Origin of the sequence: Calidifontibacillus erzurumensis (assembly GCF_013303125.1) — a bacterium.
Lineage (GTDB): Bacteria > Bacillota > Bacilli > Bacillales > Bacillaceae_J > Calidifontibacillus > Calidifontibacillus erzurumensis.
Genome location: NZ_JABTTE010000011.1, coordinates 81,743 through 95,998, shown reverse-complemented (window position 1 = coordinate 95,998; position 14,256 = coordinate 81,743). Strand labels below are relative to the sequence as shown.

General features: G+C 36.5%; 15 protein-coding genes. 6 read left to right on the top strand and 9 right to left on the bottom strand.

The window, feature by feature from the left end; all coding sequences use genetic code 11:
• Nucleotides 1-40: 40 nt before the first annotated feature.
• Together HR057_RS09635 and HR057_RS09630 are read right to left on the bottom strand one after the other, a co-directional pair.
• Nucleotides 41-1,051: an ABC transporter substrate-binding protein gene (locus tag HR057_RS09635; protein WP_173731217.1), complete on the bottom strand. Its 1,011-nt coding sequence runs from the start codon at nt 1,049-1,051 to the stop codon at nt 41-43.
• Between the two features lie 211 nt (nt 1,052-1,262).
• Complete coding sequence (locus tag HR057_RS09630) at nt 1,263-1,991, bottom strand: MBL fold metallo-hydrolase (RefSeq protein WP_173731216.1); 729 nt, start codon at nt 1,989-1,991, stop codon at nt 1,263-1,265.
• A gap of 154 nt (nt 1,992-2,145) precedes the next feature.
• On the opposite strand from HR057_RS09630, the gene yhfH reads away from it, so the two are divergent.
• Nucleotides 2,146-2,280, top strand: a complete 135-nt coding sequence (yhfH, locus tag HR057_RS09625; RefSeq protein WP_173731215.1) for a protein YhfH — start codon at nt 2,146-2,148, stop codon at nt 2,278-2,280.
• Nucleotides 2,281-2,471: 191 nt separating this feature from the next.
• Here yhfH and HR057_RS09620 read toward each other — a convergent pair whose 3' ends face one another.
• From HR057_RS09620 to HR057_RS09590, 7 genes are all read right to left on the bottom strand, one after another.
• Entirely contained in the window at nt 2,472-2,843 is a 372-nt protein-coding gene (locus HR057_RS09620) for a hypothetical protein (protein WP_173731214.1), read from the bottom strand.
• Nucleotides 2,844-3,270: 427 nt separating this feature from the next.
• Nucleotides 3,271-4,695, bottom strand: a complete 1,425-nt coding sequence (hemY, locus tag HR057_RS09615) for a protoporphyrinogen oxidase (protein WP_173731213.1) — start codon at nt 4,693-4,695, stop codon at nt 3,271-3,273.
• Nucleotides 4,692-5,639 (bottom strand): ferrochelatase, encoded by a 948-nt coding sequence (gene hemH / locus HR057_RS09610; protein WP_173731212.1) that lies wholly within the window; start codon nt 5,637-5,639, stop codon nt 4,692-4,694. Before hemH ends, hemY begins: the two co-directional genes overlap by 4 nt.
• A 127-nt stretch (nt 5,640-5,766) precedes the next feature.
• On the bottom strand, nt 5,767-6,819 hold the full coding sequence (gene hemE / locus HR057_RS09605) for a uroporphyrinogen decarboxylase (RefSeq protein WP_173731211.1): 1,053 nt from the start codon (nt 6,817-6,819) through the stop codon (nt 5,767-5,769).
• A gap of 452 nt (nt 6,820-7,271) precedes the next feature.
• Nucleotides 7,272-7,937 carry a site-2 protease family protein gene (locus HR057_RS09600; protein WP_173731210.1) on the bottom strand — a complete coding sequence of 222 codons (666 nt, stop codon included), beginning with the start codon at nt 7,935-7,937 and terminating at the stop codon, nt 7,272-7,274.
• Nucleotides 7,938-9,164: an ABC transporter permease gene (locus tag HR057_RS09595; RefSeq protein ID WP_173731209.1), complete on the bottom strand. Its 1,227-nt coding sequence runs from the start codon at nt 9,162-9,164 to the stop codon at nt 7,938-7,940. It lies immediately after the preceding gene.
• Entirely contained in the window at nt 9,157-9,897 is a 741-nt protein-coding gene (locus HR057_RS09590; protein WP_173731208.1) for an ABC transporter ATP-binding protein, read from the bottom strand. The genes HR057_RS09595 and HR057_RS09590 overlap by 8 nt, the downstream gene beginning before the upstream one ends.
• A 796-nt stretch (nt 9,898-10,693) precedes the next feature.
• Here HR057_RS09590 and HR057_RS09585 point away from each other — a divergent pair.
• From HR057_RS09585 to HR057_RS09565, 5 genes are all read left to right on the top strand, one after another.
• Entirely contained in the window at nt 10,694-11,116 is a 423-nt protein-coding gene (locus HR057_RS09585) for an HIT family protein (protein ID WP_173731207.1), read from the top strand.
• Between the two features lie 150 nt (nt 11,117-11,266).
• Nucleotides 11,267-12,349: a 3-phosphoserine/phosphohydroxythreonine transaminase gene (serC, locus tag HR057_RS09580; protein ID WP_173731206.1), complete on the top strand. Its 1,083-nt coding sequence runs from the start codon at nt 11,267-11,269 to the stop codon at nt 12,347-12,349.
• A 113-nt stretch (nt 12,350-12,462) separates the two neighbouring features.
• Nucleotides 12,463-13,005: a tryptophan transporter gene (locus HR057_RS09575; protein ID WP_173731205.1), complete on the top strand. Its 543-nt coding sequence runs from the start codon at nt 12,463-12,465 to the stop codon at nt 13,003-13,005.
• Nucleotides 13,006-13,091: 86 nt separating this feature from the next.
• Nucleotides 13,092-13,445: a YtxH domain-containing protein gene (locus HR057_RS09570; protein ID WP_173731204.1), complete on the top strand. Its 354-nt coding sequence runs from the start codon at nt 13,092-13,094 to the stop codon at nt 13,443-13,445.
• Nucleotides 13,446-13,651: 206 nt separating this feature from the next.
• Entirely contained in the window at nt 13,652-14,254 is a 603-nt protein-coding gene (locus HR057_RS09565) for an HTH-type transcriptional regulator Hpr (protein WP_173731203.1), read from the top strand.
• Nucleotides 14,255-14,256 lie beyond the last annotated feature (2 nt).

Below are 14,256 nucleotides of genomic sequence, written 5' to 3'. Positions count from 1 at the left end.
CTCTCTGACTAAATCTTTTAAAAATTTCGACGCTGAAAAATTATTCGATATATTCAGCTATTCCATCCCATTCAGGATTGAGTTCAATCCCCATTTCTTTAGCTGCAGTCTTATTAATAACTAGCTTTAAATTTTGAGGATATTGAACAGGCAAGTCAGCTGCTGTTTTTTCTCCTTTTAAAATTTGAGCAGCCATTTGTCCAGCTTCATAACCAATGTCATAATAATCAAATCCATAAGCTGCAAACCCGCCACGAGCTACAGAATCCAATTCCCCAACGAATAATGGAATATCATTTTCGTTAGCAACAGAAACGACACTTTCTAACGCGGAAACAACAGTATTGTCTGTGATTATGTAAATATAATCAGCAGCACCAACAAGAGATTCAGCAGCTTGTTTTACTTCAGCAGATGTTGCTACAGGAACTTCAATCACTTGAAGGTCAGTGCCTTCCATCGCTTTTTTCACAAGTTCCACCTGTGCAACTGAGTTTTGTTCCCCTGCATTGTAAATCATGCCGACTTTTTTGCCATCGAAATATTGATCAATAAATTTTACTGTATTCGGAATTGCATCTGGATGTGTATCAGTTGTACCTGTAATGTTCGGACCTGGCTTGTCCATCGCTTCAACAAGTTCAGCACCTACAGGGTCTGTAACAGATGTAAATACAATCGGAATATCTTTTGTAGCATTTAAAACAGCTTGAGCACTTGGTGTTGAGTTTGCAAAGATTAAATCAACTTGTTCACCAACGAAATTATTTGCAATCGTTTGGTTATTGCTTTGATCCCCTTGAGCAATTTGCACATCATACTCAACTGTTAAACCTGCATCTTCCAACGCTTTTTTAAAGCCATTTGTAGCTGCATCTAGAGATGGATGTTCTACAATTTGAGTAATACCTACTTTAAAAGTTTTTTGCTCTTCTCCTTGAGGTTCGCTAGCTTGATCATTTCCATTTCCAGTTGAATTGCCTCCACCGCCGCAACCTGCGAGCAGCATCAAGCTAAGCAGCGAACTCCCAACTGCCTTTTTCCAATTCATAAAAAATATCCCCCTCATTTCTTTTTATCCTTCAATACTTTTATTCTTTTATGTAATAAATTATACAGAAATATTTGAAAACTTCAATCCTTACTTTACGCAAATTTTGAGTTTTTTAATATTTTAAAATATTATTTTCCATAAAAATTCCACAAATCTGATTATTTTTAGAATATTCAATCAGTTTGTGGAATATGCAAAAAATATTTAATTAAAAAGTCCAGCCTTCTTTTGCCAACTCAACCGGTCCATCGTAGATAGCTTGCGCTTTTTCCACTAATTCTTGATGCTCTCCAAAATGTGGTAGATGTGTTAATAACAGCTTTTTTACACGAGCTTCCTTTGCAATAAATCCTGCTTCATCGCATGTCATATGGCCTGCATTTTCTCCATTTTGCCCACTGTATAAATTACACTCGCAAATTAAAAGGTCACTATCTTTGGCAAAATCAATAAATTCCGGCAAAAAACTTGAATCTGCCGTATAACAAATTGTTTTTTCACCGTTTGTTATTCGCATTGCGTAACAAACGACGGGATGCTTAGTTTTTAAAAACGAAATGGTAAAAGGACCTAGTTTTAGAGATTCCTCAGGATTATATGCGTAACCTTTTGTATAAGGCAAGCGCGTCAGCCGTTCAAAATTTTCTTGATCTGCCATATGCCCATAAATTGGAAGTTCCTTTTGTTTTTTTCCTAGCATTGTATGAATCATTCTTGCATATTGCAGCGGTCCGATATCGGCTATATGGTCATGGTGATAATGTGAAAGAATAACTGCATCAAGATCCATTACATGTACATACTGCTGCACTTTTGACAACACTGCACTGCCACAATCAATTAATAATGAAAACCCATTGTCTTGCAAAAGGTAGCCAGAAGATGCTCCATTTGCTTGTGGAAAACCTCCCCAAAATCCAACAACCGTTAATTTCATGCATTTCAACTCCTTTTAAAGCACCGATTCAATCCAATTTTATCAAATTGGAATTTTTTTCACAAAACGGACAAAAATTGTATTAAAACAGTTATTGACGAATAATCTCTGTTATAATACAATTACATTAACGTCACATATCGGAGGGATAGCAATGGTACAGAGCCCAACAGAATTTTTCAAAACCTTACCGCCTAAACAATGTGTTGATTGCGGTGACATTATTGATGAACAAGCAGAATCTTATTTAAATCAATGCGATCATTGCCTTAGTAAAGCAGAGGAATAATAATTTCTTGTTTTAATAAGGTAATTGCCTTCATGTCAAACACTTCTACCCCATTTTTTACAGCTTGAAATAAGCTGTTTTTTTTTTTTGCAAAGCGGTATAGAACTTAAGAAAATAAATAGAAGCCATAATCATTCGTGTTTCTTTCAAAACTTTTTTATGTAACACCTCAACTCTGGAACAAAAAAAATTTAAGAACCACCATCTTTTATAAGACGGTTCTCCAAAGATTCGATTGCCAGTTTTATGGCAATTAAACGACGCTCATTTAATGTCTTTTGAGAACTTCCTTCTTTTGCCTTAGCTATTTGTTTTTCAATTGACGGGATCATACTTTGTAGAACATTTTTAGAAGTCAATATGATATCTTCGTTATAGCAAAAATCTTCCCCGAACCAAGTACCTTTTAAGCTTTCTAAACCAATTTTTACAGCGGTTAATCTTTTTTTCACAAGGGTTGTGTTTGAACCTTTTTCTGTCATACTTTTAAAAGCATTTGAAAATTTATTTAAAGTTGACTCTAATGATTTAATGGACAATTCTCGGATTTCTTCCGTCTCCATGTATAAACCCCTCTTTTCCTTTATGCTAATCATATCTATTCAATATTATTGTTGGAAGGTTGAAAACAGCTAGGACTACATATTGAACGTATGTGGAAAGTTGCAAAACACCACTAACTGAGTAGGAATGATTCAAATATAGCGTTTCACCCATTGATAAACTTATTTTTGTATGTGGGAATTTGGCGATTTCCATTAACATGTCTCTAAATGTTTTAACATATTGTCTAAAAACAAGATTTTGGAAAGGCATCGATATCAACATTTGCCTTAAACAGAGTCTTTTGTAAAAAAACTATGCAAAACTTGTTAATAAACAAAAAGAGAATTCGAGCAAACTCAAATTCTCCTTTTTCATTTCTAAGAAAGTTATCCCAACCTCTATACTTTTAACAAACTTGCAGTAATGAAAAATGGCCGATACCGCTTATCGTTCGGATAAATACTCCAAAACTTTTTTGACCGCTTTTTCCCCTTGATCAATACAATCCGGTACTCCTAAGCCTTCATAAGAAGCTCCTGCTAAAAACACTCCAGGCAATTCAGAAGCCATTTTTGTAGTGATTGTTTTCATTCGATCTTTATGCCCAACCGTATATTGCGGCATGGCATCATGCCACCTAGTAATGACAGTTAGTTCCGGTTCTGCATCAATATTCATCGTTTTATTTAATTCATGGAGGACTGTTTGAACAATTTCCTCATCGGAGCGGCTGACAATTTCTTCGTCTCCTGGTCGCCCAACATAACATCTTAATAACGCTTTGCCGCTCGGGGCTGAATGTGGCCATTTTTTATGAGTCCATGTAACAGCCGTCATGGAATAACCGCTATCGCGAGAAATAATAAAACCTGTGCCGTCAATATCACGCTTAACAGCTGATGCAGGAAAAGCCATAGCAACATTAGCAACAGATGTTGATGGTATCTCTTTAAATGGTTCAAAAAACGAATAGTCCGAAAAAATTTTAGCTGTTTGCTTATGCGGAACACTTACAATGATGCTATCAAAAGTCCGTTCTTCTCCTGATGATAATTGCACTACGTAATGGCCATCCACGCGTTTTACGTTCTCAACTGCAACCCCTTTGATAACTGTTCCTGGCGCAAGTTTTGCTTCAATTGCACGCACAAGAGACTCCAAACCGCCTTTTAAAGATAAAAACATGCCAGGACTCTTTTTGGCAGGTTGACCTTTTTCTTGAGGCTTGCGCTTTGGCGTTGCTTTTTTCATCCCTAAAATGAGGCTGCGGTATTTTTGTTCCACTTCATAAAATTGTGGAAAAGTTGCAAGCAAGCTCATTTGGTCAATATCGCCAGCATAAATACCAGAAAGAAGCGGTTCTATTAAATGGTCGACAACTTCATTTCCAAATCTTCTTCGAAAAAATTGGCCCAATGATTGGTCTCCAGCCACTTTTGAACGCGGAAGAATAAAATCTCCTCCAGCCCGTAGCTTTCCTAATGGACTAAATAAGCCAGAAGTTATAAATGGAGTAATTTTCGTCGGGATTCCCATAATTGCGCCGCCAGGCATGGAATGCAATTGATCTTTCACAAGAATATAAGACTTTCCTGCTCCATTATGGACCAATTGATCTTTTAACCCCGCTTCCTCCGCAAGCCTTGATGCACTCAATTTTCTTGCTAAAAACGAATCAGGCCCTTTTTCAATGACATAACCATTTTCTGTGTAAGTTTGAATTTTCCCTCCCAAACGGGGAGAGGCTTCAATCAATACCGACTCAATAGGCAAGCCTTTCTCCTTTGCTTCTTTTTGCAAATAATAAGCAGCTGTAATACCTGCAATCCCGCCGCCGATAATAGCAACTTTTTTCAAATGTTCACTCACATTGTCTCGCCCACTTCTTTTAATTTTTTCGTAACAACATTACATAAAGCTTCTATAAACAGCGGATTTGTATTTGGCATCTCGAGACGATAATAATTGGCTCCTAATTGGTCTGTCACTCGTTTGCACTCAATATCATTATCGTACAATACTTCCAAATGGTCAGCGACAAAGCCGACAGGTGCGAAAACAAATGATCGATATCCTTTTTGTACAAAAAGATCTTTCGTTAAATCTTGAACATCAGGTCCAAGCCAAGGCTCTGGGGTATTCCCTGCACTTTGCCAACCGATTTCATAATTTTGTACACCTGCTAATTCAGCAATCGCTTGCGCTGTTTCCTGCAACTCGTCAGGATAAGGATCACCCGTTTGTAAGATTTTTTCAGGAAGGCTATGAGCCGAAACGATTAAAACCGCTTTTTCTCTTTCCTCTTCCGTCATTTTGCTAAAAACTTCTTTCACTTGATCTGCCCAAAACTTTAAAAACAACGGCTCTTTATACCATGAATTGATAAAATGAATCGTAGGTCCGCCTAGCTTTTCTGCTTCCTCTTTGGCACGACCATTGTAAGATTTTACGCTAAATGTAGAATAATGCGGGGCAAGTACGATGCCGATCGCTTCTTCGATTCCATCGGCATTCATTTGTTGAACCGCATCTTCAATAAATGGTTCAATATGCTTTAACCCTAAGTACATTTGAAATTCAAATTGTTCGCTCATTTCATTTAGTTTTGCTTCCAATAATTGTGCTTGCTTTTGAGTAATTTTAGCAAGCGGAGAAATTCCACCAATCGCCTGATACCGTTCCCGCAAATCTTCCAACATTTCCTCTGTCGGTTTCCGGCCTCGGCGGATATGTGTATAATAGCGCTCGATGTCTTCTTCTTTATAAGGGGTTCCATAAGCCATCACAAGTAACCCCATTTTCTTTTTCGTCATTGCCTCACCTCAAACAAATATTAAGCAGGGCTTCAGAAAGTCGCATGCCCTTTCCAATGCACTAACGTTACATTGTAGGGTATTTCCTCTTTTCCGTAAGCCCGCCGCATCATAAAATGACGTTTATTTATTGTCCTAGTTTTTCACTTGAATATTCATGAATAAATGCAGTCAATTTCTTTAAAGTATCAACTTGAATATCCGGGAATACACCGTGGCCAAGATTGAAAATATAACCTGGCTGAGCCATTCCTTGATCCAAAATTTCTTTCACTCTTTCTTCAATAACCGGCCATGGCGCAAGAAGAATAGCTGGGTCGAGATTGCCTTGAAGTGTTTTTGTAATGCCCATGTTTCTTGCTTCTGCAATTGAAAGGCGCCAATCAAGGCCAATGACATCAAGATCAAGATCATTCCACTCATGGATAAGATGGCTGGCACCAACACCAAACATAATGAGAGGAACATTTTTCTCGCGTAATTCTGAAAAAATCCGAGTCATCACTGGTTTAATAAAGCGTCGGTAATCATGAGCATTAAGTGCCCCTACCCATGAATCAAAAATTTGAATCGCTTTCGCACCAGCATCAATTTGTGCTTTCACATATGTAATCGTCATCGTACCAAGTTTGTCCATCAATTTGAACCAAACTTCAGGATTTCCGTGCATTAACGCTTTCGTTTTATTATAATTTTTCGATGGACCGCCCTCAATCATATAACTTGCCAGTGTAAAAGGCGCTCCGGCAAATCCGATAAGAGGCACATTCAATTGCTCATTCACAAGAAGTTTAATCGTATCTAATACATATGGAATATCCTCAGCAGGATTAATTTCACCAAGTCTTTCAACATCTTCCATCGTACGAACTGGATTATCGATAACCGGACCAATCCCACCTTTAATTTCTACATTTACTCCAATCGCTGGAAGCGGAGTCATTATATCTTTATATAGGATGGCAGCATCAACTTGATATTGCTCGACCGGTAATCTCGTCACATAAGCACAGAGCTCTGGCTGATGGGTAATTTCGAATAAAGAATATTTTTCTTTTAAAGCGCGGTATTCCGGCTGAGAACGCCCAGCTTGGCGCATATACCAACATGGAACATATGGGGTTTTTTCCCCTCTTGACGCTTTTAAAAAAGTATCATTAAAATTGCGATGATTACTCATTGCTCAGTCCTCACTTTCCACATTCCCTATACATAGTTTTTCAAACAGAAACACCCACAATACAGAAAATTATACCATAATCACTATTTAGGAGGGCACGAATTTTGCCTAATGATGTCAAATTCACTCACATAGCACTTTAATGAAAGCTTGTCAAAAAAGTCCAATCAAATTCCATTATAAGCGAAAATGAATAAATATTAATTGACAAAAAAGCGACACATTTTCTTTCCTCTCCTAATGAAAGCGTGATTCCCAAGAAAGTCTACAAAAGTTCCCTAACAAACTTGTATTACCAACCCCTATGCATTAAAGCTTGCTCATTAGACATTTGTGACTTAAGATCCGAAAAAGACACCTTATTTTCCCACATCTTAAACCAAATGCGAAAAATAACAAAAAGCACTCTTTTCAACATTGTGCGAAAAGAGTGCTTATTTTATGTTTAATCCTTAATACAGCTTTAAGAACATGCTTTCAATCGTGGTAAATACAAATGGGATCACTTTATGAAATAATGGCGTGATTGTATATTGGTCTAATGGAGTTATAACTAAAATTAAAAAAATTAAAATTCCGTAATTTTCATATTGGACTAGCTTCGCGCGTAAATTTGGCGAAGCTAAATCCTCAAGGATCCGATAGCCATCTAGCGGCGGAAATGGAAGCAAATTAAAAATAAATAATACAATGTTCAATAAAATAAACAAATTAAAAAATCGATAAAGCGTATGGCCAATACTTTCATTTAATAAGTTTAAAACACCGCTTATATCTAAAGCGTACCATAACAAAAAACCGATAAAGACAAGTAATAAATTGCTAAGAGGTCCGGCAAGTGAAACGAGAAAGCCGGCCAAGCGTGGCCTTTTAAAATAAAAGCGATTGACCGGAACCGGCTTGGCCCAACCGAAACCTGCAATAAAAATTAAAAGCGTTCCAAAAATATCAAGATGCGCGAGTGGAGATAAAGTCAATCTGCCTTGATTTTTCGCAGTCGGATCTCCAAAGCGGAAGGCAACATAGGCATGGGCAAACTCGTGCACAGAAAAAGCAATGGCAAGCACAATGACTAACAAAGGTATATCTTGCAACGGAAATGCTAAAAAACGCTCCATTTAAAATGATCCTTCCTGACTAATTAATTTTTTATTTACATATCGAAACGTAAACAGGTAAGAAAAAATGATTCCTGCACCTAGTACAATACAACTTAATAAAAAATCTCCTGTTATAAGGACGACAAGTGCTAAAACGACACTTTTAAATACTTGTAATCGAAATATTAGTTGTAAAAAATTTACCCGCCTTTGTTCGGATGAAATCGGATAAAGATGAATCCAAATCTTCATAGCATGATGCCTATAAAGCGGCAGCAATTGAAACCCAGACAAATACAAAAAGAACAACACAACGAACATTTTGCCAAAAGATATTGGCAAGAAATATAATAGAAGCCCGCCGATTACGATCAGCCTCACATAAACACCTAAATAATCGCTTGAACGTTGAAAGGTTCGTAAATAAAGGAGTGAAAAGGCTGAACTCTGTGAAAAAGGAAGTCTATTTGCCATCCAATTTAACCAATTTCTTGGTTTTACTTGTTCTTTTAATTTTGGCACATCTGTAAACATATTGGCAATTCGATAAAAAGTCATCATCCGCTTCGCTTCAAGCTCAACTAAAAGTTCCCATTTGACCCCTTTTCCTTTTTTCATTGAGTAAGCATAAAAAACATACATGATAAAAAGCAATACACACCCCGCTGTAATAAGGAAAGAATCCCCTATAAGGGCAACATAAACAAACGCAAAGTTTATTATGAACCTTGCTGCTTGGTCAAATTTCAAGAGGCGCTCATCAGCTGAAATTTGTACAAACCATCTTGCAATTAAATTTACAGCTTTTATGACAAACACTAAAATAGCAATAAAGATAAAGTGATTTATGCTAGCATCCTGCTGGGACAAATATAATGGACCCAACACTGCTAAAATAACAAGAAGTATGTAAAATTGAAGCATATATGAATAAATAATTGATTTAATAAAATATGGTTTTAATTTTGTTTCCACCGGCAACAAAAACACTAAATCCGCTTCTTTCAAAAATGTGCGAATCGGGCTTTTCGTAAGAAAAATCGCTATGATGAAAGCAATGATGAAGGCAGCTGGAAAATCTTCAGGAAGCGTTTTTAGCCAATTTTGGTAATAATAAGCGCCTCCTCCAACCGCAAAAAGCAATACAAATTTTAAATGATCATTGAAAATAAGCCGTAAATACCGCCTTGTATCCTTCAAATAATATTGAAACCGCTCTTTCCATAATTTGTTCGCATCAATCATGAACATCCCTCGTTAATTGTAAATAAAGATCATCTAATGAAGCATCTTTCAGTTGAAATTGTTCGCGTAATTCTTCCAATGTCCCTTGCGCTTTTACTTTCCCTTGATGAAGGATGACAAAACGGTCACAATATTTTTCAGCTGTTGTTAAGATGTGAGTTGACATTAAAATGCCTGCACCATTTTTTCTCGACTTATCCATCATATCAAGAAAAGATTGAATGCCAACTGGGTCCAAACCGACAAATGGTTCATCAACAATATAAAGAGACGGCTGCACAAGAAATGCGCACATAATCATAACTTTTTGCCGCATCCCTTTTGAAAAATGAACGGGATACCATTTTAAACGCTTTTCCATCCGGAATTCTTTTAATAATGGTTCAAGCCTTTCTTCAAACAGTTTTTGATCAAGGCCGTAAGCCATCGCACTCAATTGCAAATGCTCATATAAAGTTAATTCATCATATAAAATTGGTGTTTCCGGAATATATGTAAATTGCTTCCTGTATGCATCCCGGTCTTCAGCTAATGTTTTTCCGTTTATAAGGATGGTTCCTTTTTTTGGCTCCATTAAGCCGATAATATGCTTTATCGTCGTACTTTTCCCGGCCCCATTTAACCCGATCAACGCTACGATTTCACCAGATTTTACATGAAAAGTAACGTCATCAATGACCGGATTTTTTGTATAGCCCCCAGTTAAATGATGAATTTCGAGTAGTTTTGCCATTTCTTCTTTCCTTTCTAGCTCTTGAATTACTTACATTTTAACAAATTTTTCATGTACAAAACACCGATTGGCATCGACAAGTTTATTAAAGCACGATCCATCCAACTACGGAAATGGGGAACAAATTTTTTTAAATGTGTATATAAAAAACATTAGTGGACAATCTAATAACCGAAGAGGAGATCAAGAAGGCAGTCAACCAGTAAGGGAGATGATGACGTTGAACTACGTAAGTGGTGATGAAGAAGCGTCATTCTAATCCGAAATGGGGTGTCTGTGAAAGATAACCTAGCTGCTCTAGACGTTGCTTAAAGAAGTAAAACCTAACCAATTTTCTAAAAATGGGGTGTCTACGATCGGCATATTCTGATTTAAAGACCAATCCATTAGAAAATGGGGTGTCTGTGAAAGACAAGTAAAAGGTTTTTGAAAAAGCAACAAACTCCTCTTCACCATACAGGGTGTTCAAAAGACACCCTGTTCTTTTTTTCCCGATATGCGGGACGTAAAAGAACTCTGTCATTTTAGTGTGGATCAAGTAAAACCGCTCTTTTGGCACTAGCTATTTCTTAAAAAACACCACCATCCCCTTTATCAATGAGTTCTTTTTTGTCCCATAAAACTCCCCCTACTACAGACAAACTTTTCTTCTTTTTGAAATAGAGCTGCACATGCAACACAGAATGCAAACCCCCAATCAAAATTGCAAGAGTACACATGTTCTTTTTTGATTTTAAATTGCTAATTTCGCTATAATAAAAACTAGAAAAATTTTCATTGGAAAGGTTGGATTAAATTGTCAGACTGCATTTTTTGCAAAATTATTAATGGGGAAATTCCAGCTTCGAAAGTTTATGAAGATGAACATGTATTGGCATTTTTAGATATTTCTCAAATTACAAAAGGGCATACATTAGTCATTCCTAAAGCTCATTATGAAAACCTTTTTGATTTGCCGCAAGAAAGTGCTGAAAAGCTTTTTTCAGTTGTGCCTAAAATTGTAAATGCTATGAAAAGTCAATTACATATTGAAGATTTAAATCTTGTTTCAAATTCCGGCAGAAAAGCAGGTCAAGAAGTATTTCACTTACACTTGCATTTGATTCCTCGTTATGGGAAAGGCGATGGCTATGGTGCAGTTTGGAAATCAAATGCAAACAATTACACAAGAGAAGATTTGCAAAATTTAGCTGAAACAATCGCGAGTGGAATCGTTTAAGCAACCCTTTTTGGTAGTCCCCTGACTACCGTATTTTTTATTTAATATCAGAAAGTTCGTCGAATTAAAAAAAATTTATACGATAAAAATCGAAAACGTGATAGGATAGTATTATTAAAAACGAGAATAACGATTGAGGAGGATTTTACTTTGAAACGAGCTTATAACTTTAACGCTGGCCCATCTGCTTTGCCGCTTGAAGTACTCGAAAAAGCACAAGCAGAACTGATCGACTTTAAAGGATCTGGCATGTCCGTCATGGAGCTTAGCCACCGCAGCAAGGAGTACGATGCTGTCCACCAAGAAGCAAAGGCATTACTTTGTGAATTATTAAACATTCCTGAAAATTATGATGTGCTATTTTTACAAGGCGGCGCCAGCCTTCAATTTTCAATGGTACCAATGAATTTCTTAGCAGAAGGGCAAATTGCTAACTATGTATTAACAGGTTCTTGGTCAGAAAAAGCTTTAAAAGAAGCGAAAAAAGTAGGTCAAACTCATATTGCCGCTTCTACGAAAGAATCTAACTATCGCTCCATTCCAAACTTTGACGAGATTCAACTTAGTGAAAATGCGGCTTATTTGCATATTACGTCCAATAATACAATTTTCGGTACACAGTGGCAGGACTTCCCTTCTTTCGAGAACGTTGATTTAATTGCTGATATGTCCAGCGATATTTTGAGCCGTCCGATTGATATTGAAAAATTTGCATTAATTTATGCCGGTGCACAAAAAAATCTTGGCCCATCTGGGGTAACAGCTGTTATTTTGAGAAAAGATTTGTTGGAACGAATTCCTGAAAACTTGCCAACAATGCTCAATTACAAAACACATGCTGACAGCAATTCACTTTATAACACACCGCCAACTTTTAGCATTTACATGTTGTCACTCGTATTAAATTGGGTAAAAGAAATCGGTGGTGTAAACGAAGTTCAAAAGCGGAACGAACAAAAAGCTTCCATTTTGTACAATGTTATTGACGAAAGCAACGGCTTCTACAATGCCCATGCGCTCCCTGGCAGCCGTTCCTTCATGAATGTAACATTTACATTACCTAATGAAGAACTTACAAAAGAATTTTTAGCAGGAGCGAAAGAAGCAGGTTTTGTCGGCCTTAACGGACACCGTTCTGTCGGCGGATGCCGCGCATCTATTTACAATGCGGTACCACTTGAAGCATGCGAAGCTTTACGCGATTATATGATTTCATTTAAAGAAAAACATTAATAATAGTGCTCTTTAAATATTAATAATTCTCTGATATAATATTCAATAATACTTTCGCAACAGGTCACGAGGACACTGTTGGAAAGAATAGTGTAGTTGAGGAGAGATGAGAAATGAATACGAAAGTGCTAGTTTCTTTAGCAATGTTAGTAGGTATTGGTGCTGTGCTGCACGCTGTTGTTCCGCCAATCTTATTCGGAATGAAGCCAGATATGCTATTAACAATGATGTTTTTAGGGATTATGTTATTCCCAAATATAAAAAATGTTATTGTTTTAGCAATCGGAACCGGGATTGTATCCGCGTTAACAACTGGGTTTCCAGGCGGACAAATAGCGAATATGATTGATAAACCAATCACAGCCTTAATATTCTTCGGACTGTTTTTGGCCATTAGGAAATTTAATCAATCAGTTGTAAGTGCTGCGGTACTAACAGCAATCGGCACAATTATTAGTGGAACGGTCTTTCTTGGATCAGCTCTAATTCTGTTCGGTTTGCCTGGCGGCGCTTCTTTCACAGCTTTATTTACAACTGTTGTATTGCCTGCTGGAGCGGTCAATACAATCGTTATGATTGTTATTTATCCAATTGTCCAAGCAATTTTGAAACGGTCCAAAATTACAGCACCCGAAAGTAATAGCTTTAAAGGCTAAAAAGAAAATGTCTTGCATCATCTCTCGTGGTGCAAGACATTTTTTGTAATTGGACAGTAACGTCTTTCAAGGAGTTGAAGTTTACAATGAAAACAAAATCACTGCTTTTCGGCATTCTTGTTGGAGGCATCGCCGGCTCAACAATTGCTCTTTTAACAGCACCAAAAAGCGGTCAAGACTTAAAACGTACACTATATGCCAATAGCCAAAAAGTAAAAGATGCTCTTATAACCTTAAAAACAGAATCTAACGAAGTTAAAAATCAAATCATTGAAGTTTCTAAAGAAAGTGCATCGATCCTAAAAGATGTTACGAAAGATATTCAAACATCGATTGAAGCATGGAAAAAAGACATCGAACCGAACAAAGCAAAAATTTATGATGAATTAAAAAATATCGAATCAACATTGGAACAATTAGAAAAAATGGTAAAAAAATAAAACTTTAAAACTTTCCCTAATCAAATATAATTAATAACATAAAGAAAGCTTTTTCTTTTTGAAAAATGTAGCAAATCTGCAAAATAATTTAAATAATTTTCAGAATTTAAGCAAAAAATTCTCTTTATCTTTTTTTTAATTCTTGGCATAATAGAATAATAAAATTAGATTACTAGAAAACTTTTTTTGAAAGTAGGTGAGTAGGAATGAACAGAGACAACCAATATCCAATGAAAGAGGCCATTTTATTCAGCCAAAAAATTGCCCAACTTAGCAAAGCGTTATGGAAGTCTATAGAAAAAGATTGGCAGCAATGGATCAAACCGTTTGATCTTAATATTAATGAACATCATATTCTTTGGATCGCCTATCATTTAAAAGGAGCATCCATTTCGGAAATTGCAAAATTTGGTGTGATGCACGTTTCGACAGCTTTTAATTTTTCCAAAAAATTAGAAGAACGCGGCTATTTAAAATTCTCAAAAAAAGAAGATGATAAGCGTAATACGTATGTCGAGTTAACGGAAGAAGGGGAACAAATTTTATTGCAATTAATGGAAACTTACGATCCTGTTAAGTATGATGCGTATCGGGCAGCTCTACCGCTTAGGGATCTTTATGGAAAGTTTCCAGAAATGGTTGAATTCATGTGCATCGTTCGTAATATTTACGGCGATGATTTCATGCAAATATTCGAAAGATCATTCGAAAACTTAAATCAAGAAATTATGGAAGAAAATGGCCGACTCATTAAAAAAGATATTGCAAGTGCACCTCAAGATGCCGATAAAGAACCAGTTAATTTTTAATG

Excerpts from the sequence above, each read along its gene's own strand:
- HR057_RS09635 (WP_173731217.1), bottom strand. The coding sequence starts at position 1,051 with ATGAATTGGAAAAAGGCAGTTGGGAGTTCGCTGCTTAGCTTGATGCTG.
- HR057_RS09630 (WP_173731216.1), bottom strand. The coding sequence starts at position 1,991 with ATGAAATTAACGGTTGTTGGATTTTGGGGAGGTTTTCCACAAGCAAAT.
- yhfH (WP_173731215.1), top strand. The coding sequence starts at position 2,146 with ATGGTACAGAGCCCAACAGAATTTTTCAAAACCTTACCGCCTAAACAA.
- HR057_RS09620 (WP_173731214.1), bottom strand. The coding sequence starts at position 2,843 with ATGGAGACGGAAGAAATCCGAGAATTGTCCATTAAATCATTAGAGTCA.
- hemH (WP_173731212.1), bottom strand. The coding sequence starts at position 5,639 with ATGACGAAAAAGAAAATGGGGTTACTTGTGATGGCTTATGGAACCCCT.
- hemE (WP_173731211.1), bottom strand. The coding sequence starts at position 6,819 with ATGAGTAATCATCGCAATTTTAATGATACTTTTTTAAAAGCGTCAAGA.
- HR057_RS09600 (WP_173731210.1), bottom strand. The coding sequence starts at position 7,937 with ATGGAGCGTTTTTTAGCATTTCCGTTGCAAGATATACCTTTGTTAGTC.
- HR057_RS09595 (WP_173731209.1), bottom strand. The coding sequence starts at position 9,164 with ATGATTGATGCGAACAAATTATGGAAAGAGCGGTTTCAATATTATTTG.
- HR057_RS09590 (WP_173731208.1), bottom strand. The coding sequence starts at position 9,897 with ATGGCAAAACTACTCGAAATTCATCATTTAACTGGGGGCTATACAAAA.
- HR057_RS09575 (WP_173731205.1), top strand. The coding sequence starts at position 12,463 with ATGAATACGAAAGTGCTAGTTTCTTTAGCAATGTTAGTAGGTATTGGT.
- HR057_RS09570 (WP_173731204.1), top strand. The coding sequence starts at position 13,092 with ATGAAAACAAAATCACTGCTTTTCGGCATTCTTGTTGGAGGCATCGCC.
- HR057_RS09565 (WP_173731203.1), top strand. The coding sequence starts at position 13,652 with ATGAACAGAGACAACCAATATCCAATGAAAGAGGCCATTTTATTCAGC.